The following is a 24799-nucleotide window of genomic DNA, read 5'->3' on the forward strand; positions in this document are numbered from 1 at the left end:
AGGAGACGTCGCGGGCCGGGACTCACCCGTACGAGTGTGGACGTACGCCGCGCTCTGCCGGGCGGTTAGGCTCCGTGAATGGACTCCAGGCACCCGTTCCGTATCTCCGCTGCCGTACTGGTGGCGGCCGGTCTGCTGATCTCCGGATGCAGCTCCGGCGGCTCACCGTCCGACGCGGGAGCGGGCGCTGACGCCTCGGCTTCGGGCGCGGGTTCTGCGTCGGGTTCGGCGTCCGTCGACCAGGCGGCGCTGAAGAAGTACTACGACCAGAAGGTCACCTGGCGGGCGTGCGGGGTCCCCGACTTCCAGTGCGCCACGATGAAGGCGCCGCTGGACTACGCGAAGCCGGACGGGAAGCAGATCGACCTGGCCGTGTCCCGCAAGAAGGCCACCGGCCCCGGCAAACGGCTCGGCTCGCTGCTCGTCAACCCGGGCGGCCCCGGCGGCTCCGCCATCGGCTACCTCCAGGGGTACGCGGGCATCGGCTATCCGGCGCAGGTCCGCGCCCGGTACGACATGGCGGCCGTCGACCCGCGCGGTGTCGCCCGCAGCGAGCCGATCGAGTGCCTCACCGGCAAGGAGATGGACGCGTACACCCAGGTCGACCAGACGCCGGACGACCGGGCCGAGACCACGCTGCTCACCGACTCCTTCAAGAAGTTCGCCCAGGGCTGCGAGAAGCGGTCCGGCACGATCCTTCCGCATGTCTCCACGGTCGAGGCGGCCCGGGACATGGACCTCTTCCGTGCCGTACTGGGCGACCGGAAGCTGTCGTACGTCGGCGCCTCGTACGGCACCTTCCTCGGCGCGACCTACGCGGAGCTGTTCCCCGAGCGCACCGGCCGGCTCGTCCTCGACGGCGCGATGGACCCGTCCCTCCCGGCCCGCGAGCTGAACCGCGACCAGACCGTCGGCTTCGAGACCGCCTTCCAGTCCTTCGCCCGGGACTGCGTCAAGCAGGCCGACTGCCCCTTCGACACGAAGTCGCCCGCCGAGGTCTCGACCCGGCTCAAGGCGTTCTTCGCGGACGTGGACACCAAGCCCGTCCCGACCGGCGAGAGCCGACAGCTCGGCGAATCCCTCGCCACCACCGGCGTGATCGCCGCGATGTACGACGAGTCCGCCTGGCCCCAGCTCCGCGACGCCCTCGCGGGCGCCATGGACGGCGACGGCGCGGCCCTGCTCGCCCTGGCCGACTCGTACTACGAGCGCGACAGCGACGGCTCGTACCAGAACCTGATGTTCGCCAACTCCGCCGTGAACTGTCTCGACCTGCCGCCCGCCTTCGACAGCCCCGAGCAGGTCACCAAGGCGCTCCCCTCCTTCGAGAAGGCGTCCCCGGTCTTCGGCAAGGTCCTGGCCTGGGCCTCCCTGAACTGCGCCTACTGGCCCACGAAGGCCACCGGCGCCCCCCACCGCATCGAGGCCGAGGGCGCGGCCCCGATCGTCGTGGTCGGCACCACCCGCGACCCGGCCACCCCCTACAAGTGGGCCCAGTCCCTGGCCGGCCAGCTCTCCTCCGGCACGCTCCTCACCTACGAAGGCGACGGCCACACCGCCTACGGCCGGGGCAGCGACTGCATCGACACGGCGATCAACACCTACCTCCTGGAGGGCACACCCCCCACCGCCGGCAAGAAGTGCTCCTGACCCCCTCCTGACCTGCAGGAAGTCCCTCCCCGTCCCCTCTCTCCCGGCGGGTACGGAGCACCCCTCAAAACTGTGTAGACTTGGCCGCGCCGCTGATCGCACCATGGTGCACACGGCAACGCCGCCTTAGCTCAGTTGGCCAGAGCAACGCACTCGTAATGCGTAGGTCTCGGGTTCGAATCCCGAAGGCGGCTCGGTGGAAGCCCCAGGACTCACTCGCCGTGACCTGGGGCTTTTGCTTTTTTGGGTGTGCGGTGTGGCGGCGGGGTTCAGCCTTCCAGGTAGGCGAGGACGGCCAGGATGCGGCGGTTGTCGTCGTTGGACGGTTCGAGGCCGAGCTTGGTGAAGATGTTGTAGCTGTGTTTGCTGACGGTCTTCTCGCTGACGAACATCCGGGCGGCGATGGCGGCGTTGGAGCGGCCCTGGGCCATCAGGTCGAGGACTTCCCGCTCGCGTGGGGTCAGTGCTCGCAGGTGGGGGTCGGCCGAGCGGTGGGTCAGGAGGGCGGCGACGACGTCGGGGTCCATGATCGTGCTGCTGGCGGCGACCTGGCGGACGTTGGCGACGAACTGGTCTACGGCCATGACCCGGTCTTTGAGCAGATAGCCCACCGCTCCGGCGCGGTCCGACATCAGCTCCCTGGCGTAGAGCTGCTCGACGTACTGCGAGAGCACCATGACGGGCAGGCCGGGGATCTGCTTGCGGGCGGCGATCGCGGCGCGCAGGCCCTCGTCGGTGAAGGTCGGGGGCAGGCGTACGTCGACGATGGCGACGTCGGGGCGGTGGGTGGTCAGTGCCCGGAGCAGGGAGGGGCCGTTGTCGACGGCCTCCACGACCTCGAAGCCGTTGGCCTGGAGGATCCTGATCAGGCCCTCGCGGAGCAGGGCGAGATCCTCGGCTACGACAATGCGCACGGCAACGACATCCTTATCTCGGTGGGGCCGCCGGGCGGGCTGTCGACGGTCAGGGTGCCGTCGAAGGCGGCGAGGCGGCGGGCGATGCCGCGCAGGCCGGTGCCGGCGTCGAGGGCGGCGCCCCCGCGGCCGTCGTCGCACACCCGCATCGTCAGTTCCCCCGCGTCGCGGCCCGGGTGGGGGGTGAACTCCACCTCGATCCTGACGTGTTGGGCCTCGGCGTGCTTGATGGCGTTCGACAGGGCCTCGGCCACGGCGAAGTAGGCGGCCGACTCGGCGGGTGCGGGCAGCCGTCCTGGCAGGTCGGTCACCACGGTGGTCGGAATGGGGTTGACCAGGGCCAGGGCCCTCAGCGCGCCGTCCAGGCCGCGGTCCGCCAGGACCGGCGGATGGATACCGCGTACCAGATCACGCAGTTCGGCCAGCGCGTCGGCGGTCGCCTCCCGGGCCTCGGCCAGCAGCCGCTGGACGGCCGCCGGATCGTTGGGCAGCATCTGTTCGGCCAGGCCCAGGCTCATGCCCAGTGACGCCAGACGGGCCTGCGCGCCGTCGTGCAGATCCCGTTCGATGCGGCGCAGTTCACTGGCCCTGGTGTCGACGGTATCGGCTCGCGAGGCCGCCAACTCCTGGACGCGGGCCCGCAGTCGCGCCTGCTCGGTCGGGCCGAGCAGGGAACGGATCACCACGGCGTTGAGGTGTGCCAGGCGTACGGCGGTGGCGTACCAGAGCAGGAGGAGCACCGGGCCGAGCGGGACCAGCGCGAACGACTCCTGGACGCTGTGCAGACGGAAGCCGTTGCCCAGAGGGGTACGGAACACTTGAGGCGGGGTCAGCTGGTAGACGAGCGGATAGACCAGAAAGAGGACGCCGCCGAGGAACAGCAGGACCGAAAGCCCGTACGTGAACCATCCGGTGACCGAGTTGGCCACCAGCCAGGCCCAGTCCCGCCAGCTCGCCGGGTCGCGCAGGATCGCCCACAGCCGCGCGGGCCAGCCCCGGCCGGTGTCCGGGGGCGGCAGGTAGGGCCGGGGCACCGGCTCGCCGAGCCGGCCGGCGGCCCAGTGGCGGTGCAGGTCGGCGAACCAGCGGATCAGGACGGTCGCGAGCAGGGCCAGCGGGATTCCGGCCCCGAGCGCGACGAGCGGCACCGCGGTGATCCAGAGCGTGGCCAGGGCGGCGCCCGCTGCCGCGCCCGGCAGCAGCACCAGCGACCAGCCCAGCAGGTGCACGCGCAGGGCCAACCGGGAGCGCAGCGAGGGACCGCGGCGTGAGGGACCGCGGCGTGAGGGACCGCGGCGTGAGGGACCGCGGTGCGAGGCCCGGCGGCGCGAGGCGCGACCGCCGGCGGGCACCGGGTGGGTCCCCGGGGGCGGGGCGCCGCCGGGGAGGCGGGTCTCGCCGGGATCGGTCATCACTCTCCATCATCGTGCATCGGCGCCGGGGGCACCGGCCTTCGGCATCGATCATGACCGGGTGGCAGGGGTCCGCACAGGGGGGTTTACTCCACCCCCCTGGGGGCTCAGCACCCGTGTTCCGCCGCCCCGGTCCAGAGAGGCTCTGAGGGCAGGCAGGCAGGACGTCGACGGGCAGCACCGCCGCCGGCCAGTGGCCCGCATCCGTGTGCCGGCGTCGGACTACCCGAGACCGACGCCCTCTCATTCAGGAGACCCCCATGACCGGTACCACGCTGTCCCCGCGCCACCGCCGCCGTACGGGCCTGGCGCTTCTCGTGGCCGTCGCGCTGACCGGCACCCTCACCGCCTGCGACGCGGCGTCTGCCGACGAGGCGGCCAAGAAGCCGGGCAAGGAGCAGGGCAAGGAGCAGGGCGACTCCGCGTCGGTCACTACCACCGGCGGGGCCGTGTCCCAGGAGGGCAAGACGGACAAGAAGGCCCGGCTGGCCCAGTTGGCCCAGCAGGTCGTGGAAGCCGGAGCCCCCGGGACGATCGTCCGGGTCGACGACGGCGGCGGGCGGCCGGTCGAGATCACCCGGCAGGCGTCCTGGACCGAGGCCGACGGCGCCCTCGCCGCGAGCGACGAGTTCCGGATGGGCTCCAACACCAAGACGATGGTCGCCACCGTCATCCTGCAACTGGTCGCCGAGGAGCGGATCGAGCTGAGCGACCCGGTCGAGCAGGTGCTGCCCGGCCTGGTCCCCGACGGGGGCGCGATCACCGTACGCATGCTGCTCAACCACACCAGCGGCCTCTTCAACTACACCTTCGACCCCGACGTGCTCAAGGCGTTCACCGGCCAGGACACCAGGGCCTGGACGCCCGAGGAGCTGATCGCCGCCGGCGTACGGCACGACCCGATGTTCGCCCCCGGCACGGACTACTCCTACAGCAACACCAACTACGCCGTGCTCGGCCTGATCGCCGAGAAGGTGACCGGACAGACCCTGGGCGACCTGATCCAGCAGCGGATCGCCGGTCCGCTCCACCTGAAGAACACCTATCTGGTCACCGGCGCCGACACGGACACCGGCAGCGGCACCGGGAAGAATTCCGTACTCGCCCACGGTTACGAGCCGGACGCCGCCCACCTCGCCCCGTTGCTCCCCCCGGGCCTGCCCGCCGAGACCGCGTTCAACGGGCCGGCCAGGTCCGCGGGGTACGTCGACGCCACCTGGGTCAACACCAGTACGACGTGGGCCGCCGGCGGCATGGTCTCCACCGCGCGGGACTGGGCCCTGTTCAACAGCGCGCTGATGTCCGGCAAGCTCCTGCCGTCCGCCCTGATGAAGGAGATGCGTACCACCCGCGCCGAGGAGTCCGAGTTCCCGAACCGCCGCTACGGGCTCGGTCTGGAGGAGGTGGCCACCCCCTGTGGCACCGTCTGGGGCCACAACGGCGAGGTCCCCGGCTACTCCAGCGAGAACTACACCGACGCCGCCGGCCGCCGCACCGTCTCGGTCTACACCAACACGATCTTCGGTCTCAAAACGCCGAAGGCCCACGCCGCCCAGCAGGCCCTGGTGAACGCCGCGGTGTGCGCCATGCTCGACAAGCCGATCCCCGCCCCGTCCGAGACCCCGTCCGAGACCCCGGCCGAGACGCCGGCCGGCTGATCGCTGCGCAGGCGCCGCTTCCGAGCGGATACCGGCCGCCGACGTCACCCGGGCCGTCGACACCGCGCAGGCCGCGCGGGACACGGATCTACGGGTGGAACTCGGCGGCCGGGCCGTCGGCTCCGTGGCCGAGGGGCGGGGCCGGGAGCGGTACGGAGCTGATCGGCCTGTGCACCCTCGGACTCCGCGGCCTGGCCGGCTCGCCGACGGAGCGGCCCTGCCCCGCCGGGTCCGGGGCGCGAACCTCAGCGGCTCCGTCCGCCGACCACGGCCGCCGTGCGGAATGCCGCGAGGCGCAGGGCGAGGTCGAGGTCGTGCCGGTCGGGGCCGGTGCGCAGGTCGACGGAGGTCAGGACCTTGATCCTGGCCAGGCGGTAGTAGAGCGTGGTGCGGTGCAGGTGGAGCGCGTGCGCCGTCGCCTGGACGTCCCCGCCGAGGTCCAGCAGTGTCCGGGCGGTGATCAGCAGGTCGGGGGTCTTCTGCCGGTGCAGTTCGGCCACGCCGGGGTGGATCTCCGACGGGTCCAGCTCCGGCGGCGCTTCGACGACCATCCGCCACGCGCGCAGGCAGTCCCAGCTCGGCCGGGTCAGGAGGGCGCCCGCGCGCAGCGCCTGGAGGGTCAGCCGCGCCCGCCTGACCGCCTCGTGCAGTTCCACCAGCGGAAGGGGCGCTCCGCTCGTCGCTCCCCGGTGGCCGGGCCCGGCCGGGAGGGCGGTCAGCCCTCCGGACAGGGGCCAGCCGTCGCGCCGGGGGTGTTCGTCGACGGCGATCAGGGCGCCGTCGGGCAGCCGGGCCAGGACCGTGAGCCTGCGCGCGGCTTCGTCGTCGGGGCCCCGTTCGAGACGGCCGAGGAGATCGGGGAGCTGTCTGTCGTCGTCCTCGGGCGTGGTCCCCGAGGCGATCACGCTGGTGGCGCGGCCGGCCGCGGCGGCCAGGGCGGGCAGTGCGCCAGGTCCGGCGCGGTCCTGGGGATCGAGCACCCACAGGTAGCCGACCAGGTGCTCGGCGACGCGCAGGGGAACGCACCAGCGCTGCTCCATGCCCGCCTCGGGGACGGTGGGCGTACGGACGGGGGGAGGTGGCGTGCGCGAGTCCGAGCCGGTCGACCGCGTGGAGCGTCGCCGCGGTGACACCGCGCCGCAGGATGCTGTGCAGCCGTACCTCGTCGACCTCGGTCTGGACGCTCCAGCTGAGCGCGTGGAAGCCCGCGTCCTCGATCAGCACGGAGAGGTCCGAGGCGCGCCGCCGGCGAGTCCACCACTGCCTGCGGAGTGTCTCCCGATCGCACATCGCGAATGGTAAGGCCAATATCCGGGCGAGGGGAAGGGTGCTAGAAAGACGGGGTGACTACACCAAGGACGCCCGCCCGGGAACTGTTCAAGGAACTCGCCCGCACCCGCTCGGTGGACGATGTCGTGGCCCAGCTGCGCCAGGCCGTGCTGAGCGGGCGCGTCCCGGACGGCGACCGGCTGCCCAGTGAGCGGGAGCTGGCCGAGACGTTCGGCGTCAGCCGGGCGACCGTACGGGAGGCGATCCGGGTCCTGGAGGCCTCCGGCATCGTACGGGTGCGGCTGGGGGCGCACGGTGGTGCCTTCGCCGCCAAGCCGGGCCCCGACATCATGGGCCTCGCGCTCTCCTCCCTGCTGACCCTGCATGCCACGACGGAGGCCGAACTCGCCGAGTTCCGCTTCACCTTCGAGCAGGACAACGCGGAGCTGGCGGCCCTGCGCATCACCGCCGAACAGAGGGAGAGGCTTGCCGAACTGCTGACGGCCGCGCGTGCCGCGAAGCGCTGGAAGGAGGTCGAGCAGATCGACTTCACCGTCCACGAACTGCTCGCCGCGGCTTCCGCCAACTCCGTCCGCGTCGCCATCTCGCAGGGCATCCACGACGCCGTACTGCGCGTCTTCGAACGTACCGAGCCGCAGCCGTCGTCCGTCCAGATCCTGCGGGACGACACGATCGCCGTCGCCTCCGCGGTCCTGGACGGCGACCCCGACGCGGCGCGGCGGGCCATGCGGGAGCACATGAACCGCTGGGTCGACGACCCGTCGGCGCTGCCGCGCCGGTCGCCCCGGCCGTGACGACCGATCAGCCGTGACGACCGATCAGCCGTGACGACCGATCAGCCGTGACGACCGATCGGCCGTGACGATCACAATGGCCTAACCATTGGCATGTGGCGGACTCCGCTGCGATTCTCCGAGCGTCGGGGCCAGGCACGCGCAGAGCACGTGCCCCGGCGTGCCCGTCCCCGGAATCGCTCGGAGGCAGTGATGACCACAACATCGGCCCGACCGACCCGCTGTCCTTCGGCGCCGGCTCGCCGGAGCGTGAGCGCGTCGCCGCCGCCCTGAAGGAGATCCGCTCCGCGGACTTCGACCTCGCGAACGTGATCGACGGCCGCGAGGTCCGCACCGGCCGTACGGTCCCGATCGTCACCCCGCACGAACACGCGTACTCCTTCGGCCGGGTGCACCACGCCGGTCCCGCCGAGATGGCGGACGCGATCGAGGCGGCCACCCGCGCCTCGGCCCGGTGGGGGAGCCTGCCGTGGGAGGAGCGCGCCGCCCCGTTCCTGCGGGCCGCCGACATGCTGGAGTACGGCCCGTGGCGCGACCGGCTGAACGCCGCCACGATGCTGGAGCTGTCCAAGACGACCTACCAGGCCGACATCGACGCCGCCTGCGAGACGGTCGATTTCATCCGCGCCAACGTCAAGAACATGCTCGACATGTACGACGTCCAGCCCGGCTCCGACCCGGGTGCCTGGAACCGCGTCGAGTACCGGCCGCTCGAAGGCTTCGTGTTCGCGGTGACCCCGTTCAACTTCACCTGCATGAACAACCTGGCCTTCGGGCCCGCCCTGTTGGGCAACACGGTGGTCTGGAAGCCCGCCGAGAGCGCCTCGCTGGTCGCCCACCTCTCGCTGCGGCTGCTGCGCGAGGCCGGCCTGCCCGACGGGGTCGTCAACCTCGTGCACGGCACGGGTCCCGACCTCGGCCCGACCGCCCTGACCCACCGCGACCTGGCCGCCGTCCACTTCACCGGCTCCACGTACACGTTCCAGAACATCTGGCGCACGGTCGGCGAGAACGTCGCCGGCTACCGCAACTACCCGCGTGTGGTGGGCGAGACGGGCGGGAAGGACTTCATCCTCGCCCATCCCAGCGCCGACGTGGAGACCCTCGCCGTCGCGTGCGTGCGCGGCGCGTACGAGTTCCAGGGCCAGAAGTGCTCGGCCGCCGGCCGGCTCTACGTCCCGCGCAGCCTGTGGCCGGGGCTCAGGGAGCGGCTCGTCGCGCTCACCGAATCGATGGTCGTCGGGGACCCGACCCGGCCCGAGACGTACGTCGGCGCGGTCATCAACGCCCGCCAGCACGCCAAGCACGCCAAGCACGTCGAGGCGCTGGCCCGCGCGCGGGAGCAGGGTCTGGTGGTCGTCGGCGGCGGCACGGACGGATCCGTCGGCTGGTTCGTCGACCCCACGATCCTCGAAGTCGACGACCCCCACTCGCCGTTCCTCACCGAGGAGCTCTTCGCCCCGGTCCTCTCGGCGTTCGTGTACGACCACGCCCGGTGGCCCGAGATCCTGGAACTCGTCGACAGCTCCACCCCCTACGGCCTGACCGGCGCGGTGTTCGCCCAGGACCGTGCCGCCGTCGAACAGGCCGACGCCGCGCTGCGCTACACGGCCGGCAACTTCTACGTCAACGACAAGCCCACCGGCTCGGTCGTCGGCCGGCAGCCCTTCGGCGGCGCCCGCGCCTCCGGCACCAACGACAAGGCCGGCACGGTCTGGAACCTGATCCGCTTCGCCAGCCCCCGTACGACGAAGGAGAACCACCTCCCGGCCACCGACTACCGCTCCCCGCACCTGGACGCCTGAGAGACGCCGGGCGCGGCGGCCCGCGCGCCGGCCGGCTCTGCCCGTCAGCCCCGCCGCGTGACGATGCTGAGCGAGTTCGCGGCGACGATCGCCCCGATGCCCGCCCACTCCGTCCACCCCAGGTGCTGGCCGAGGCCGACCCACCCGACGACGGCGGCGAGGACCGGGTTGACGCTCATGAACAGCCCGAAGGCCTGGGCCGGAACGCGGCGCAGGGAGAACATGTCCGCGAGGTACGGCACCGCCGAGGAGAGCACCCCCGCCACGACGGCGTAGCCGACGGCCTCGGCGGTCGGCGGCTGCCGCAGGACCAGGACGATGCCGACCGGCAGGAACATCAGCGCGGAGAGCCCCGACGCGGCTGCCGAACCCTGCGCGCCGGGTATACGCCGGCCCACCGTGCGGTTGAGGAGGATGTACGACGCCCAGCAGACGGCGGCGAGCAGGCCCAGGGCCATGCCGGTGTAGTCGGTCGAGGGCCGCGGGCGCATCAGCGTCACCACGCCCGCGGTGGCGACGACCGCGGCGAGGATGTCCACGCGGCGGCGCGCGGCGGCCAGGGCGATGGCGAGCGGCCCCAGGAACTCCAGGGTCACCGCCAGGCCCAGGCCGATCCGGTCGATGGCGCTGTACAGGGACAGGTTCATCGTCCCGAACACCAGGGCCAGCAGCAGCACCGGCCGCCACTGCGCCCCGGTGAACGACCGCAGCCGCGGCCTGGCGACGGCCAGCAGGACGGCAGCGGCCACGTACTGCCGGACCGCGACGACCCCGACCGGCCCGAGCACGGGGAAGGCGAGGGACCCGATCGCGGCGCCGGTCTGGTTGGACAGACCGCTGCCCATCATCACGGCCACCCCGGCGAGGCGCCCCGACCGTCCGGCCGGACGGTCGGGGCGGGGGGAGGCTGTGGGGCGTACGGGGGCGGGGGCGGGGGCGGTGACAGGTCCGGGTGCGGCTCGCATGTCCCGATGGTGGGACAGGGCGGCTCGCGCGCACAATGCGCCGGGCGGCCCGTCTATACGCTTGAGGTATGGATGTGGAGCTACGGCAGTTGCGGTGTCTCGTCGCGATCGTCGACGAGGGCAGCTTCACCGACGCGGCCATCGCGCTCGGCGTCTCCCAGGCGGCCGTGTCACGGACCCTGGCCTCGCTCGAACGCGCCCTGGGCGTACGGCTGCTGCGCCGTACCTCGCGCGAGACGGCGCCGACCGCGGCGGGGCTGCGCGTGGTGGCGCACGCCCGGCGGGTGCTCGGCGAGGTGGCCGATCTGGTCCGGGAGGCCACCTCGGGCCACACCCGCCTGCGGATCGGCTACGCCTGGTCGGCGCTCGGCCGGCACACGCCGGCCTTCCAGCGCCGCTGGGCCGAGGCGTACCCCGGCACGGAACTGCGCCTGGTCCGCGTCAACTCCGCCACCGCCGGACTGGCCGAAGGCGCCTGCGATCTCGCGGTCGTGCGACGGCCGCTGGAGGACGGCCGGCGGTTCGACTCCGCCGTCGTCGGCCTGGAGCGCCGCATGTGCGCCCTGGCCGCCGACGACCCCCTGGCCGGGCGCCGCTCGGTCCGGCTCGCGGATCTCGGCGGGCGCACCCTGCTGATCGACCGGCGCACCGGCACCACGACCGCGGAGCTGTGGTCGCCCGACGCCCGCCCGGTGACCGAGGAGACGTCCGACGTCGACGACTGGCTCACCGTGATCTCCAGCGGCCGGTGCGTCGGCATGACGGCGGAGTCCACCGCCCACCAGTACCCCAGGCCCGGCATCGTCTACCGGCCGGTGCGCGACGTCGAACCCGTCGCCGTACGCCTGGCCTGGTGGCGGAGCGACCGGCACCCCGCCACCGGGGCGGCGCTCGAACTGCTCACCGCGCTCTACGGCAACACGCCCCGGGCCGGCGGCTAGCCCCGGGGCGGTGAGGCGCGCTCCACGTTATGCGAGGGCCCCCAGGACGCGCTTGTTGAACTGGTCCATGGTCGACAGACCGGCGGAACCGGCGGAACCGGCGGAACCGGCCGAACCGGCGGCACGGGCCGGGGCGAGGTCGTAGGTGGGCGGTCCGTCGGCGACCGCGGTCTCCAGGGCGGCCCGTATCCCGCCGGCGAGGCCGAGGGGCCGCAGGTCCGGGCACCAGTCGAGCAGGTCGGCCAGCGCCAGCCAGGCGCCGGTGGGTTGGAGCGGCGGCTGCCCGTACGGTGCGGGGCGGTGCCGTGGGCGGGCTCGAAGAGCGCCGTGACGCCGTTGCCGAAGGCGCGGTCGGGGTTGACGGTCGCCGAGCCGCACAGGGCGGGTGAGCCGGCGCGGGCGCACACGATGTCGGAGAGGATGTCCCCGAAGATGCCCTCGGTGACGATCACGCCCGGCAGCTCGGGGTACTTGACCAGTTCGTAGGCGGCGCGGTCGACGTTGACGTCGTCGAAGGCGGTGGCGCTCTCGTGGGCGATCCGGCGCCACAGCCGGGAGGTGGCGAAGACGCTCGCCTTGTCCACACTGATCGCGCGCCGGCCCGGCTGCCTGGCCGCGTGACCGGCGGCGATGGCGAACATCTCGCGCACCCGGTCGGGACGGAGCGCGACGAGATCCTCGGCCGTACGGACGCCGTCGCTCTCCTGCCGCTGGTCGGGGCCCGCGTAGGCGCCGCCGGTGATGTTGCGGACGATGACGACGTCGTCGCCGCCGGGCACCCACACCGTACGGATGCTGACGCGCAGGTCGAAGAGGTGCCGCAGCTCGATCAGCGCGGCCTCGGGGTTGGGGCACCGGTCGGAGGCGACGCCCGGGTGCGCGCCGACGGCGCCGGAGAGCACGACGTCGGCCTCGCGGCAGGCCCGGACGGTCTCCGGGGACCGGGCGCCGGCGCGGCGCTTCGGAGCGGAGACGGGAACAGGGCCTCCGGGGTGCTACGGGAGTCGAAACCCGCCGGTTCGGTGGCACGGCGACGCGACAACGCGGCCGGCCCGCTCCCGGTGTGCGGGAGCGGGCCGTTGTACGTCTGGATCTCGTTGGGGAGGAGGTGGGCGGGCTACCGGGCCGGGCTACCGGGCCGGGCTACCGGGCCGGGTTGGCGGAGCGGATCTGGAGGACCACGCCCGCGCCTGAGTCCGCGTCGTCGCCGGCGCCGTTGCCGTCGCCCGCGGTGTCGAAGTAGGTGAACCCGCTGCCGTCCGGCCGCCGCCCGCGCAGCAGGACGTCCAGCCCGAGATCCGCCGCCCGGTCCTCGGCGGCGTCGCAGGCGGGCACGGTGAAGCCGAGGTGGAAGACCCCCTCGCCGCGCGTCTCCAGGAAGTCCCGCTGGGGGCTGCGGCCCTTCCCGGGCCGGCAGAGCTGGAGCTGGACGTTGCCGAGGTCGGCGTACTTGTACGTGAGGTCGAGGAACGCGTCCTGGTCGGGCACCTGGAGGTCGTCCTTGAAGGCTGCCAGGGACGGGAAGTCGTGCCAGGGGCCGACCCCCTTGGACTCGTAGTACGCGACGGACTTCTCGATGTCGCGTACGACGACGCAGACGTGGTGCAGCGTCTGGAACAGCGGGGTGTCACTCATGGACCGGCGCCTCCTTGCCCCGCGCGCCCGCCGGGTTCCACTGGAAGCCGCTGCGGGCCGCGACCCCGGGCCTGAGCCGTTCGTCGGGGCCGTAGTCCTCGGCGGGGTGGAAGAACAGGGGCTCGGTGTCCTCCAGGGTCAGCAGGCGCTTGCCGTACGCCTCCAGGTACGCCTCCCGCTCCTCGGGGGACACCCGGCCCGGCATCCAGGCGACGAACGGCGGCAGGACGTCGAAGCCGAGGTAGCGGAAGATCCCGTTGTGGACGGGCCACAGGATGTGGTTGATGTCGCCGTCGATGCCGTCGGGCTCGTACAGACTCGACGCCGTGCCGGTGGTCGCGCACACCATCGCGCGGCGGCCCCTGAGCATCCCGGTGTCGTACTTCCGCCCGGCGCCGTAGGCGAACCCGCGGGCCATGGTCCGGTCGACCCATCCCTTGAGGACGGCCGGCATCCCGAACCACCACATCGGGAACTGGAAGATGACCAGGTCCGACCAGGTGACCTTCTCCTGCTCCGCCCGGATGTCGGCCGGTGTGAGCCCGGCCGCCGAGACGCGTTCCTGCTCCTTGGAGACATCGAGGAAGCCGGGGTCGAGCCGGGTGCCCGGAAGGTCGTCGGCGTCGAGGGCGGCCTTCCAGCCGAGCCGGTACAGGTCGCTCACCACCACCTCGTGCCCGGCCTCTTCGAGTACCCGCACGGCTCTGTCCTTCAGCGCGCCGTTGAACGAGTGGGGTTCCGGGTGGGCGAATACGATCAGCACGTTCACGCGCAAAGTGTGCCGCTCCGCCCCCTCGGTCGTCAATGGTTAGGCCATTGGGTGGGGCGTGGGGGTGGCTCATCCGCCGTACGTAGCTCCGACTCCCCCCGTACGGAGGCGAGGTCCGCCGCCGGCCGGGCCGCGTCGGGCGGGGTCGGGGGGGTGGCCGTCGTGATGCGTACGCCGGGTGCGGAAGCGATACGGAAACGGGCGCCCGCGGCGACCCACCAGCCGTGCGAGCGCAGCCCGTTGACGGCGGCCGACTTGTCGCGTACGGGCACCCGGACGTTCAGGCCGCTCACCCCGTGGGCGGGGATGCCGCGCGCGGCCGGAGCGGTGATCAGCGCCGCGCGGCGGGGCGGCGTAGGCGTGGGTCGTCCATCTCGGACAGCTCCGCGGTTTCTCACACGGCTCTGAAACATTTCCGCCGGGTCATCGCGTCAATGAGGTGAAGGGCGGGGGCAACAGCCGGGCGCCGACGGGGGATCGGGGGAACGATGCGGCGCTCGGGGTGGTCGGTGCGTACGGGCCGGACGGGGGAGAGATCGTCCCGCGAGGATGATTTCAAGGAGTTCGCGGCCGGCCGTACGCACCACCTCTTCCGCTCCGCCTGCCTGCTGACCGGCGGCGACACCCATCTCGCCGAGGACCTGGTGCAGGAGACACTCGGCCGGATGTACGCGCGGTGGGGCCGGGTCGTCCGGATCGACAACCCGGCCGGATACGCGCAGACCGTCCTCGTCCGCGCCTTCCTCACCCACCAGCGCCGCCGCTCGGCCACCGAACGGCCCCTGGGCGTGCTCCCCGACACCGTCGGGGAGGCGGCCGACGATCCCGCGCTGCGGGTCGCGCTCCTCACCGCGCTCGGCCGGCTCGCGGCCAAGGACCGCGCGGTGGTGGTGCTGCGGTACTGGGAGGACCGCAGCGTCGAGGAGACCGCCGACGCGATGAACTCCAGCTCCGCCGCCGTACGCACCCGATCGGTGCGGGCGCTCGCGAAGCTGCGCGAGGAACTGGGCGGCAGATTCGTGGAGCTGGCCGACCGCTGACGCCCCTCCCGGCGTGCTCCTCGCTCTGCCTCTCCCTCTCCCTCTCTCCTCCCCTTCAGCATCCGATTCTTTCCGGTTCTTCCCGGTAGACAAGCAGGAAGCGGGGTCGACCATGCCCTCGAACCAGACTCTTGAAGACCCGCCCGACCGGTTCGACCCGTTCGAGCACGAACTCGGCAAGGCGCTCCGCCGCGCCGGCGACACCTTCGCCCCGGCGGACCGTTCCGCGCTGGTCGACGCCGGAGTCGCGCGCGGTCGCCGCCGACGCGCCCGACGGCGTACGGCCGTCGCGGCGGGGGGTGTGTTCGCCCTGGCCGCCGCGGGGCTGGCCGGCGGATACGGCGGCGGACCGCCGGGCGGTACGACGCACACCGTGTCGTTGGGGGCGGACGAGGGCGCGGATCTGATCACAGGACCGAAGGCGGTGGCCGGCGACGACCTGGCGGCGACCCTGGCCACGCTGCTGCCGGACGGGACGCTGACCGGGATCGAGGTGAGCGAGAGCCAGGGACTGAACGTGCGGGGTGTCTTCGACGACGGGGACGGCGCCGCTGAAGTCTCCGTCGCGCTCGGCACGTCCGGCTCCTTCCGTACGGAAGACCCGGCGGGCTGCCCCGACCGGCTCCACGTGCCGAACGCCGCCTGCACCAGCACGGAGCTGTCCGACGGCGGCCGGCTCATGATCTTCCAGGGGAACGTGTACGCGGACCTGCGCGAGAAGACCAAGGTGTGGCGGGCCGTGCTGCGGACGGCGGACGGCCACGTGATCGAGGCGAACGAGTACAACGCCCCGGCCGAGAAGGGCGCCGCCGTGTCCCGCGCCGAACCGCCGCTGGATCCGGCGCGGCTGCGGGCGCTGGTCACGTCGGACGCGTGGCGCGGGCATCTGGACACCCTGCCCGCGCCGTCGCCGGGCGGCGACGGTTCCGACCCCGGTCCCGACGTTCCGGAGAGCACGGTGGACGTGGCCAAGGTCATGCGCTCACTGCTGCCCGCCGGGCTGAAGGTGGTCGGACAGGACGGCCAGGACGGCGGGGGCGAGTACGGGTATCTCGTGGTCGACGACGGCAGGGGCCGCAGCCTCGTCCAGATCAATGTGCAGCCCCGGAGCGAGCATCTGCGGGGCGCGCTCTTCGGCGGCGATCCCACCACGCTGCCGGACGGAACGCTGCTCCGTGAGGAGGTTTCGGGCGGCGACAAGGACGTGGCGGGCGCGGTGATGTGGACCGTGGACACGCTCAGGACCGACGGGCTCCGGGTCGTCGTCTCCGCCTTCAACTCCGGTGACCAGCAGAGCGCGCCCAGCCGCGCCGAGCCCGCGCTCACCATGAAGCAGCTCGCCGCGATCGCGACCAGCGACAAGTGGACGGCGGGGTAGGACGGCGGCGTAGGGCGGCAGGGGAGGGCGGCGCGGGGCCGGGCCTCGCCCGCCGTACTCACTTCGCGTCGGAGTACCGCTCCACCGTCGCCGTCGTGAACGGGAACCGCACCGGCGTCTCCCCGAAGGCGATCCGGCCGGCCAGCTCCCCGGCCGCCGCGATCGCCCGCGCCACCTCCTCGGCCTCCTCCGCCGGGCAGTGCACGATCACCTCGTCGTGCTGGAAGAAGACCAGCTCGGCCCGGAGCCCGGCGGTGGCGCGCCGCAGCGCGGCCAGCATCAGCAGCGCCCAGTCGGCCGCGCTGCCCTGGACGACGAAGTTACGGGTGAACCGGCCGCGGGCCCGGTCGCCCGACTCGGGCCCCGCGCCCGGTCCGGCCCCCGGCTCCTGGGGGATGCCCGCCTCGTCGGCGTCCTCCGCGCCCGCCGCGCGCGGGCTCGTACGGCCCAGCCAGGTCCGTACGAGCCTGCCCTCCTCGCCCGCCCGCGCAGCGTCGTCCACGTACGCGATGGCCGAAGGGAACCTCCGGCGCAGCGCCGCCAGGTTCTTCAGGCCGTCGCCGGACGTCTGTCCGTAGATCGCGCCGAGGAGCGCGAGCTTCGCGTGGTCGCGGTCGCCGGAGAAGGCGCGGTCGGAGAGCGCCGTGTACAGATCGCCCTCGTGCCCCGCGACCTCCATCAGCCCGGGGTCGCGGGAGATCGCGGCCAGCACGCGCGGCTCCAGCTGGTCGGCGTCGGCCACCACCAGCCGCCAGCCCTCGTCGGCGACGACCGCGCGCCGGATCACCCGGGGGATCTGGAGGGCCCCGCCGCCGTTGGTCGTCCAGCGGCCGGAGACCGTACCGCCCGGCAGATACTCGGGGCGGAAGCGGCCCGCCCGCACCCAGTCCTGGAGCCAGCTCCAGCCGTTCGCCGTCCAGATCCGGTACAGCTTCTTGTACGCGATCAGCGGTTCCACCGCCGGGTGGTCGATCTCCGCCAGCTCCCAGCGCCGCGTCGACCTCACCTTGATGCCGGCCCCGGCGAACGCCTTGATCACGTCCGCCGGCAGATCCGGCCGCACCCGGCGCCCGAACGCCGCCGACACCTCGTCCGCAAGCTCGGCCAGCCGGCGCGGCTCGCCCCCGCCCGCGTACCGCTCGCCGAGCAGCTCGCGCAGCACCTCCCGGTGGATGTCCGCCCGCCACGGCAGCCCCGCCCTGTGCATCTCGGCGGCCACCAGCATCCCCGCCGACTCGGACGCGGTGAGCAGCCGCATCCGGCCGGGGTGTTCGGCGGCGTCGTGGCGGCGCTCCTGCTCCGCGTACACCTCCAGCAGCGCCTCGAACGGCAGTCCCGCCCCCGCGTGCGGCTCGAAGAGCGAGGACTGCGAGCCGGGCACCGCCACCCTCGGCGGCGGGTCGGGCGGCACCGGCGCGTTCCGCAGGCGGGCCCAGGCCGCGGCGGCCGAGCGCGGCTCCCCGAGGCGTCCCTCGTGGCCGAGCAGCAGCAGCTCGCTCGCCTCGATGTCGTAACACCGCTCGATCCGCACCCCCGCCGCCAGCAGCCTCGGATACACCTCCGACGTCGACCGCCACACCCACCGCCCGACCTCCGGCGCCCGCTCCCGGACCGCCGCGACGAGATCGCCCGCCCGCACCACGGGCCCGGTCGGCGCCCCGTCCGCGCCCAGCGGAGCCAGCAGCGCCCCGTCTCCCTCCACCGGGGCCACCGCCCATCGTTCGGTCATGTACCCGAGTCTCGCAGCGGGGTCCGACAGTGACCGCCGACGCGGGCCGCCGGCCGGCGGGAAGATCTTTCGGACAGGTGGAGTTGTCCGGGAGGCGGGCGGGGCCGGCCACCGGGAAGATCGGCTCCGGAGCCGGGAGCGTGTACGCCCGGCGCACCACGAAACGCACCGACGGACAGCCATGGAGGCTGCTATGCGCGCGATCGTTTTCGACAAGTTCGGCGGACCCGAGGTCCTGCGGCCCGAGGAGACCGCCGAGCCGCACCCGGGGCCCGGCCAGGTCCGGGTGGCCGTGCGGGCGGCGGGCGTCAACCCGATCGACTGGAAGATCCGCCGGGGGTGGATGGAGCAGGCCTTCCCGACCCCGCTGCCCGCCGTGCCGGGCTCCGAGTTCGCCGGGGTCGTGGACGAGGTCGGTGAGGGCGTCACCGACCTCACCGTCGGGGACGAGGTGCTCGGTTGGTCCGCCACCGGCTCCTACGCGCAGTACGCCCTCGCCAAGAACGTCACCGCCAAGCCGGCCGGTCTTGGCTGGGCCGAGGCCGCGGCGCTGCCGGTCGCCGGGGAGACCGCCGTACGGGTGCTCGACGCCCTCGGCGTCCGGGACGGCGAGACCCTGCTGCTGCACGGCGCCGCGGGTGCCGTCGGCGCGATGGCCGCCCAGCTCGCGGTGGCGCGCGGCGCGACCGTGATCGGCACGGCGTCGCCCGGCAACCACGAGTACGTGCGCTCCCTCGGCGCCGTCCCGGTGGCGTACGGCGACGGGCTCGTCGCGCGGGTGCGGGCCGTCGCGCCCCAGGGCGTGGACGCCGTCTTCGACGCGGCGGGCAAGGGCGCGCTGCCCGACTCGATCGAGCTGCGCGGCGGCACCACGGACCGCATCGTCACCATCGCCGACATGGCCGCCCAGGAGCTGGGTGTGACGTTCTCCTCGGGCGGTACGCCGCCGGAGAAGATGCGCGCGGATCTCGCCGAGAACGCCCGGCTGGCGGCGGCCGGAACGCTCCGGGTACAGATCGCACGGACGTTCCCGCTCGCGGAGGCGGCGGCGGCCCAGGAGACGAGCGAGGAGGGACACGGAAACGGAAAACTGGTGATCACGCCCTGAATCGGCGGATTCGGCGCGGACCGCGCGACCGGCCGCCCGGCGTGGCGGATCGCTCGGATCCGGCCGATCCGACAGGGCCCGGGACCGGGGATGTGGCATGACGACGCTCCTCTCGGGCACCATGGGTTGCTTTCGGTGACCTATTGATGTCCGAGAGTAACGATGCTCACTGACAGTGGACTTGCGCACGACGTCTACGACCCCGGTCGGGGGTCCTGGCTGCCCCTCACCAGGATCCCGCTGCCGCACCGGCCGGAGGCTGCCCCCAGGGCCCGCCACCACACCCGCGAGGTCCTCGCGCTCCGCCGCGTGGACGGCGAGCTGGCGGCGGCCGTCGAACTGGCCGTCAGCGAACTCGTCACCAACGCGGTGCGGCACGGGGTCTGCCTCTGCGGCTGTATCCGCGGCCCGGTCTCCCTCACCCTCCTGCGGGCGGGTGACCGGCTGCGGGTCGAGGTCGCCGACCCCTCCCGTACGCCGCCGAGGTGGCCCACGGGCATCGAGGCGGTCGACGCGGAGACCGCCGCCGAGGCGGAGGAGGGGCGTGGCCTGCTGCTGGTCACGGCCCTGGCCGCGGACTGGGGCGATCACGCGGGGCGGCGCCGGGGGAAGGTGGTGTGGTGCGAGTTCGTGCCCTGCCGGTCCGACGTCTGACGGATCGCCGTCAAACGGATCGCCGTCAACCCGCCGGCTGCCGGCTGCCCGCGGCTGGAGGGCGACCGTCAACCCTCCAGCCGCCGAATCACCCGCGCCGGGTTTCCCACCGCCAGGACACCCGGCGGCAGGTCCTTCGTCACCACCGACCCCGCGCCGACCACCGTGTTCGCGCCGATGGTGACGCCCGGGCAGACGATCACGCCGCCGCCCAGCCAGACGTTGTCGCCGATCGTCACCGGCGAGGCCCGCTCCCACCCCGCGCGGCGGCGCTCCGTGCCGAGTTCGTGGGTGGGGGTGAGGAGCTGGACGTTCGGCCCGATCTGGACGTCGGAGCCGATGGTGATCGGCGCGGCGTCGAGGAAGACCGCGTTGAAGTTGACGAACGTACGGGCGCCGATGCTGATGTAGGTGCCGTAGTCGCACTGGAACGGCGGCCGGATGCTGACGCTCTCGTCCACCGAACCCAGCAGCTCCGCGAGGATCGCGGCCCGGTCGGCGCGCGCGGCGCCGCCGTTCGCGTTGTACGCGGCGCAGAGCGCGAAGCGGCGCTCGGAGTCCGCGGTGAGTTCCTCGTCGTCCGGGAGGTACCACTCGCCGGCCAGCATCCGCTGCTTGTTCTCGCCCATGGGGCCCCCTCGTCACGGTTCGGGTCGTCGCGAACGGCCACGGTAATCCACAGCCTGTGGACAAGTGGATGGGGGTCGGCCCGCACCTGAGATCATCGGAGACATGAAGCGCGAACGTGTACGTGTACGTGGGCAGGCTGCCGCATGAGCGGCACCGTGGAGCGGGCGCTCGCCTCCGTGCTCGCCGGCGAGTCCACCGACACCGGCGCCTCCCTCCTCGCCGCCGACCCGTCCGCCGACGACGAACTGCGGCGGCACGGCGAGCGGTTCGTGCGGCTGGCCTGGGAGCGCGGCTGGCAGCCCGCCGATGTGGTCCGGCTCGTCCGCCGGGACCTGCGCGATCCGCACGTACGGCTGCTGGCGGGGCTGATAGCCGGGGAGACGCGGCGGTACGAGCGGCTGCCGCCGCGGTGGTCGGCGCAGCTGGCGGAGCTGGCGGACGCGGTCGCGGACCCGGTCGCAGGCGGCGGCGCGGGTGGGGGTGCGGGCGGGGGCGCCGGGGGGAAGCCGTACCGGGCCGACCGCTTCTCGTACGCGACCGCCGTGCTGGAGCTGTACCTGCTGCTCGCCCGGCTGCCCGCGATCGAACCGGTCGGCCCCGTCCCCGGCACGGAGCTGCTGCCGCTCCCCGAGGACGGCGAGCCGCGCATGCTCACCCGGATCCGGGCGCTGCTGGCGAAGGCGGAGGCGACGGCCTACCCGCCGGAGGCGGAGGCGCTCACCGCGAAGGCGCAGGAGCTGATGGCGCGGCACAGCATCGACGAGGCGGTGCTCGCCGACCGTACCCAGCGGGGCGATGTGCCCGGCGCGTGCCGGATCGGCGTGGACGCGCCGTACGAGACGGCCAAGGCGATCCTGCTCGACGCCGTCGCCTCGGCGAACCGCTGCCGCGCGGTGTGGCACGACGCGTACGGCTTCTCGGTGGTCGTCGGCTTCGGTCCCGACCTGGCGGGTACGGAGCTGCTGTTCACGTCGCTGCTGGTCCAGGGCATGTCCGCGATGACCCGTGCGGAGGCGGAGCAGCGCGCGGCCGGGCGCCGGCGGACCAAGACCTTCCGCCAGTCGTTCCTGCTGGCCTACGCCCACCGCCTGGGCGAACGGCTGGCGCTGGCCACGCGCGAGCAGTCGCACGACGCGACCGCGGACCACCCCGGCCTGCTGCCCGTACTGGCCGCCCGCGAAACGGCCGTGGCCGGCCGTACGGACCGGATGTTCCCGAAGACCGTCGCCACCCGCGTCCGCGCGGCCACCGACCTCGACGGCTGGACCCACGGCACCTCGGCGGCGGACGCGGCCCGGGTAACCCCGGACAACACGACGGGCAAGCCGACCCGAGGCCGCCTCCGCCCACGCCCCTGACGGCGCACGCCGCACGCCGCACGGCCCGGTACGGTCGCGCCGCGCCGGACGGGCGCCGTGTCGTGTCGTGTCCACGGTGCTTGGCCCGCAGTGCCTGCGGCCCGGCCGGGCGTGGTCGCGAGCCGCGCCCGTCGGTGCCGCAGGCCCGCGCGCGGTCGCGGCGCCGTGCCCGTCGACCTGTGCTCCGGCTGCCGATGCGGGCGCGCCTGCACTGCCGCGCCGCGCCGGCGGCCGTCATATCGGGCCAACGTCCCCGCCCGGTGCGGTCGCGAGCCGCGCCTGTCGGCGCCGCAGGCGTGCGCGCGGTCTCTGCGCCGTGCCCGTCGGCCCGTGCCGCCGACCGCGCTCCGCGTCGGTTGCCCCGCGTGGGCCCGCACGGCGCCCCGCCGAACTGACCGGGTGCGGCCCCCGCACCACGCCGCGCCGTGTTGGCGCGTGCGTCAGGGCCGCGAGCCGCGCGGCTCCGCGCGGCGGCCGGGGCGCGCTCGCGCTCCGCGCCCCGCAGCACGCCGCGCCAACGCGCCGCCTGTGCCCACGCCGCGTTGGCACGTGCCTCTCGGCCACGAGCCGCGAGGCGGCCGGTGCGCGCCTGCGCCCTGCGCCGCGCCTGCGCGCCTCTTGTGTCCGCGCCGCGTTGGCACGTGCCTCTCGGCCACGGTGCGGTCGCGCCCCGCGCCGCGCCTGCGGCCCGCGCTCGCCCGGCCTCCGCGCCGCGGCCAACGCCGCGCCCGTCGGCTTCCGCGGCGCCGCGCCCGCGCCGCGCCGCGCCGCCCACCCGCACCGGGCAGGTCTCGGCGTTCCGTCCCGTTTGTCTCGCTACGCTCACCCCATGAGCTCTGCTGGCTGGCTCCGGGCGTTGAAGGAGACCGCGCGTTCTGGGCTCAAGGTCGAGCGGCGGCGGCTTGAGCCGTGGGTCGCGGTGCGGGGGGCCGCCGGGCTGGCGGTGGTGGTGGGGGTGGCGTTCGCGCTGTTCGGGCCCGCCGTCGCGGTCAGCGGGGCGTTCGGCGCGTTCCAGGCGGGGATCGCCACGCTCCAGCGGAGCTGGCGGCCCCGGCCCGTGCTCGCGCTCGCCTCGGGGGCCAGCCTGGCCGTCAGTACGTTCCTCGGCTATCTCACCGGCGCGCACTCCGGGCTGTTCCTGCTGCTCCTTGCGGTCTGGACGTTTCTCTCCGGGCTCGCCTGGACCGCCGGTCCCGCCGTCGGCGTGATCGCGTCGTCGAACGTCGCGATCATGCTGGTGACCGTCACGCTGCCCACCTCCGTCATGGCCGCCGCCGGCCACGCCGCCGTGATCGCGGCGGGCGGTCTCGTCCAGGCCGCGATGATCGTGCTGTTCCCCGTACGGCCCTGGGGCCTCCAGCGCGACGCGCTCGCCGACGCCCTCGCCGCCATGGGCGACTACGCCCGGCGGCTGCGCCACGACCCGACCGCGCCGTTCGACCCCGAGCCGCTGATGGCGGCCCGCAGCGCCGCCGCCGTCACCCCGCGGGAGGCCCGCCGCCGCCCCGCCGAACTGCACGGCGCGCGCGGGCTCGCCGAGCGGATCAGGCCCGTACTCGCCTCGCTCGCCGATCCGGCGTTCGGGGCCGCCGCCGAGGGGCCCGAACGCGACCGGGTACGGGAGCTCCTCGCCGCCGCCGGTTCCGTACTCGACTCCACCGCCCGGGCCGTCAGGGGCGGCGCGCCCGTCCATCTCGCCCCGGCCGCGATCGCCGCGCTCCGGACCCCCGACACGGAGACCGTTCTCACCGGCCCGGCCCGCCGCGCGGCGAACCGGCTCGCCCCGCTGCTCGACGCGGTCGTCGACGCGGCGGAACACCCTGCCGCCCGCGAGCACTCGCCCGCCCGCGAGCACCCGGCCGCCCGCGACCACCCGGCCGCCCGCGAGAGCCGAGAGCACGCGGCCACCGCGGCCACCGCGCCCGCCGTCGCCCACCGCGCCCGCCCCGGCCTCTGGCGGCTCCTGCCGCTAGCCCTGCGCTCCGCACGCGCCGAGCTGCACCACGAGTCACCGATCCTGCGCCACGCCGTACGGGTCTGCGCCGTCACCTCCGTCGGCTATGTCCTGGGCGCCGCGCTGCCCCTCGGCCACGGCTACTGGGCGCCGATGACGGTCGTCATGGTGATGCGCCCCGACTTCTCCCAGACCTACGGGCGCTCCGTGGCGCGCTTCGGCGGCACCCTCGTCGGCGTCGTCCTGGCCACCGGCATCGTGCACGCCACCCACCCGGGCTCCGCCGTCTCCGTCGCCCTCGCCGTGCTCAGCGCGGGGCTGATGTACCTGCTGCTGCGCACCGGTTACGCCATCAGCCAGGTCTTCGTCTCGGCGTACGTGGTGTTCCTGCTCGACACGGCGGGCGAGGGCGTGACCCAGACCGTGAGGGACCGGGTGCTGCTCACCCTCCTCGGCGGGCTGCTCGCCATGGCCGCGTACGCCGTCTACCCGGCCTGGGAGACCCCGCGGCTGCGCGCCCGCCTCGCCGACTGGCTGGTCACGGACGGGCGTTACGCCGCGGCGGTCGTCGCGCACTACGCCCGACCCACCGGGCCCTCCGCAGGCCGGGCGGGCCCCGACGTACGCGAGACCCTGCTGGCGAGCCGCGAGGCCCGTATCGCCTGGCACGCGGCCGAGGCGCGCGCCACGCACGAACCGGTACGGCACCGGGGGCTGTCGCCCGAGGCCGCCGACGCCGCGGACGACGCGCTCGCCCAGCTCGCCCGCGTCGCGATGCTGCTGGAGGCGCACCTCCCCGAGCGCGGCGCCGCGCCCGTACCGGCGGCGGCCGGGCTGGCCGAGGCGCTGCGGCACGCCACGGAGCGCGGGGCGAAGGCGGTACGGGACGGCCGCGTCCCGCGCTGGGACGCGGTACGGGACGCGCTGGACCGCTGGGACGACCCCGCCCCGTCCGCGAGTTCACCGCATCCGACGCTGGTACGGAGCGGCGCCGGCCTGCTGCTCGACGCGCTGGAGCAGCTGTCGCGCGCGCTGGAACCGGAACCGGAACCGGAATCAGAACCACAACCGGAAGCGGAAGCGGAAGCGGAACGAGGGCCGGACCGCCGCTGACG

Annotated in this window: 20 protein-coding genes, 1 tRNA gene and 1 pseudogene; 12 read left to right on the plus strand and 10 right to left on the minus strand. The window is 73.9% G+C overall.

What is annotated here, in order from left to right; genetic code table 11:
- Nucleotides 1-78: 78 nt before the first annotated feature.
- Both AB0389_RS19680 and AB0389_RS19685 read left to right on the plus strand, forming a co-directional pair.
- Nucleotides 79-1650, plus strand: a complete 1572-nt coding sequence (locus tag AB0389_RS19680; RefSeq protein WP_366396701.1) for an alpha/beta hydrolase — start codon at nucleotides 79-81, stop codon at nucleotides 1648-1650.
- Nucleotides 1651-1770: 120 nt separating this feature from the next.
- Nucleotides 1771-1844, plus strand: a tRNA-Thr gene (locus AB0389_RS19685).
- 75 nt (nucleotides 1845-1919) lie between these two features.
- Here the strand turns inward: AB0389_RS19685 and AB0389_RS19690 are convergent.
- Both AB0389_RS19690 and AB0389_RS19695 read right to left on the minus strand, forming a co-directional pair.
- A complete protein-coding gene (locus tag AB0389_RS19690; RefSeq protein WP_366396702.1) occupies nucleotides 1920-2564 on the minus strand; it encodes a response regulator transcription factor in 645 nt (214 codons plus the stop codon).
- Entirely contained in the window at nucleotides 2549-3976 is a 1428-nt protein-coding gene (locus AB0389_RS19695) for a sensor domain-containing protein (protein WP_366396703.1), read from the minus strand. Before AB0389_RS19695 ends, AB0389_RS19690 begins: the two co-directional genes overlap by 16 nt.
- A 260-nt stretch (nucleotides 3977-4236) precedes the next feature.
- Here AB0389_RS19695 and AB0389_RS19700 point away from each other — a divergent pair, with 260 nt between their 5' ends.
- Nucleotides 4237-5634 carry a serine hydrolase domain-containing protein gene (locus AB0389_RS19700; protein ID WP_366396704.1) on the plus strand — a complete coding sequence of 466 codons (1398 nt, stop codon included), beginning with the start codon at nucleotides 4237-4239 and terminating at the stop codon, nucleotides 5632-5634.
- Between the two features lie 245 nt (nucleotides 5635-5879).
- Here the strand turns inward: AB0389_RS19700 and AB0389_RS19705 are convergent, their stop codons facing one another.
- Nucleotides 5880-6767, minus strand: a complete 888-nt coding sequence (locus AB0389_RS19705; RefSeq protein ID WP_366396705.1) for a helix-turn-helix domain-containing protein — start codon at nucleotides 6765-6767, stop codon at nucleotides 5880-5882.
- 210 nt (nucleotides 6768-6977) lie between these two features.
- On the opposite strand from AB0389_RS19705, the gene AB0389_RS19710 reads away from it, so the two are divergent.
- Both AB0389_RS19710 and pruA read left to right on the plus strand, forming a co-directional pair.
- Nucleotides 6978-7718, plus strand: coding sequence for a FadR/GntR family transcriptional regulator (locus tag AB0389_RS19710; protein ID WP_366396706.1), 741 nt, complete (start codon nucleotides 6978-6980; stop codon nucleotides 7716-7718).
- Between the two features lie 203 nt (nucleotides 7719-7921).
- Nucleotides 7922-9523, plus strand: coding sequence for an L-glutamate gamma-semialdehyde dehydrogenase (gene pruA, locus AB0389_RS19715; protein ID WP_366396796.1), 1602 nt, complete (start codon nucleotides 7922-7924; stop codon nucleotides 9521-9523).
- Between the two features lie 44 nt (nucleotides 9524-9567).
- Here pruA and AB0389_RS19720 read toward each other — a convergent pair whose 3' ends face one another.
- Entirely contained in the window at nucleotides 9568-10488 is a 921-nt protein-coding gene (locus AB0389_RS19720; RefSeq protein WP_366396707.1) for an EamA family transporter, read from the minus strand.
- Nucleotides 10489-10556: 68 nt separating this feature from the next.
- On the opposite strand from AB0389_RS19720, the gene AB0389_RS19725 reads away from it, so the two are divergent.
- Nucleotides 10557-11429: a LysR family transcriptional regulator gene (locus AB0389_RS19725; RefSeq protein ID WP_366396708.1), complete on the plus strand. Its 873-nt coding sequence runs from the start codon at nucleotides 10557-10559 to the stop codon at nucleotides 11427-11429.
- On the opposite strand, the pseudogene AB0389_RS19730 reads toward AB0389_RS19725, so the two are convergent.
- From AB0389_RS19730 to AB0389_RS19745, 4 genes and pseudogenes are all read right to left on the minus strand, one after another.
- A pseudogene (locus AB0389_RS19730) lies at nucleotides 11426-12358 on the minus strand (isocitrate/isopropylmalate family dehydrogenase); the annotation flags it as partial. The gene AB0389_RS19725 and the pseudogene AB0389_RS19730 overlap by 4 nt on opposite strands.
- A gap of 214 nt (nucleotides 12359-12572) precedes the next feature.
- Nucleotides 12573-13064 carry a VOC family protein gene (locus AB0389_RS19735; protein WP_366396709.1) on the minus strand — a complete coding sequence of 164 codons (492 nt, stop codon included), beginning with the start codon at nucleotides 13062-13064 and terminating at the stop codon, nucleotides 12573-12575.
- Nucleotides 13057-13833, minus strand: coding sequence for an NAD(P)H-dependent oxidoreductase (locus AB0389_RS19740; RefSeq protein WP_366396710.1), 777 nt, complete (start codon nucleotides 13831-13833; stop codon nucleotides 13057-13059). Before AB0389_RS19740 ends, AB0389_RS19735 begins: the two co-directional genes overlap by 8 nt.
- 32 nt (nucleotides 13834-13865) lie before the next feature.
- On the minus strand, nucleotides 13866-14126 hold the full coding sequence (locus tag AB0389_RS19745; RefSeq protein ID WP_366396711.1) for a hypothetical protein: 261 nt from the start codon (nucleotides 14124-14126) through the stop codon (nucleotides 13866-13868).
- A gap of 195 nt (nucleotides 14127-14321) precedes the next feature.
- Here AB0389_RS19745 and AB0389_RS19750 point away from each other — a divergent pair, with 195 nt between their 5' ends.
- A complete protein-coding gene (locus tag AB0389_RS19750; protein ID WP_366396712.1) occupies nucleotides 14322-14873 on the plus strand; it encodes a SigE family RNA polymerase sigma factor in 552 nt (183 codons plus the stop codon).
- Nucleotides 14874-14985: 112 nt separating this feature from the next.
- Entirely contained in the window at nucleotides 14986-16251 is a 1266-nt protein-coding gene (locus AB0389_RS19755; RefSeq protein ID WP_366396713.1) for a hypothetical protein, read from the plus strand.
- Nucleotides 16252-16309: 58 nt separating this feature from the next.
- Here AB0389_RS19755 and AB0389_RS19760 read toward each other — a convergent pair whose 3' ends face one another.
- The gene (locus tag AB0389_RS19760) at nucleotides 16310-17980 is read right to left on the minus strand and encodes a bifunctional 3'-5' exonuclease/DNA polymerase (RefSeq protein ID WP_366396714.1); all 1671 of its coding nucleotides are present in this window, start codon (nucleotides 17978-17980) and stop codon (nucleotides 16310-16312) included.
- Nucleotides 17981-18173: 193 nt separating this feature from the next.
- Here AB0389_RS19760 and AB0389_RS19765 point away from each other — a divergent pair, with 193 nt between their 5' ends.
- Together AB0389_RS19765 and AB0389_RS19770 are read left to right on the plus strand one after the other, a co-directional pair.
- Nucleotides 18174-19088, plus strand: coding sequence for an NADP-dependent oxidoreductase (locus tag AB0389_RS19765; protein WP_366396715.1), 915 nt, complete (start codon nucleotides 18174-18176; stop codon nucleotides 19086-19088).
- Between the two features lie 162 nt (nucleotides 19089-19250).
- Nucleotides 19251-19742: an ATP-binding protein gene (locus tag AB0389_RS19770; RefSeq protein ID WP_366396716.1), complete on the plus strand. Its 492-nt coding sequence runs from the start codon at nucleotides 19251-19253 to the stop codon at nucleotides 19740-19742.
- Nucleotides 19743-19810: 68 nt separating this feature from the next.
- On the opposite strand, the gene AB0389_RS19775 is transcribed toward AB0389_RS19770, so the two are convergent.
- Entirely contained in the window at nucleotides 19811-20371 is a 561-nt protein-coding gene (locus AB0389_RS19775) for a sugar O-acetyltransferase (protein ID WP_366396717.1), read from the minus strand.
- 144 nt (nucleotides 20372-20515) lie between these two features.
- On the opposite strand from AB0389_RS19775, the gene AB0389_RS19780 reads away from it, so the two are divergent.
- Both AB0389_RS19780 and AB0389_RS19785 read left to right on the plus strand, forming a co-directional pair.
- Nucleotides 20516-21730, plus strand: coding sequence for a DUF2786 domain-containing protein (locus AB0389_RS19780; RefSeq protein ID WP_366396718.1), 1215 nt, complete (start codon nucleotides 20516-20518; stop codon nucleotides 21728-21730).
- A gap of 829 nt (nucleotides 21731-22559) precedes the next feature.
- Nucleotides 22560-24797 carry an FUSC family protein gene (locus tag AB0389_RS19785; RefSeq protein WP_366396719.1) on the plus strand — a complete coding sequence of 746 codons (2238 nt, stop codon included), beginning with the start codon at nucleotides 22560-22562 and terminating at the stop codon, nucleotides 24795-24797.
- The last annotated feature ends 2 nt before the right edge of the window (nucleotides 24798-24799 follow it).

Source organism: Streptomyces sp. NPDC093109 (assembly GCF_040701725.1).
Taxonomy (GTDB): domain Bacteria; phylum Actinomycetota; class Actinomycetes; order Streptomycetales; family Streptomycetaceae; genus Streptomyces.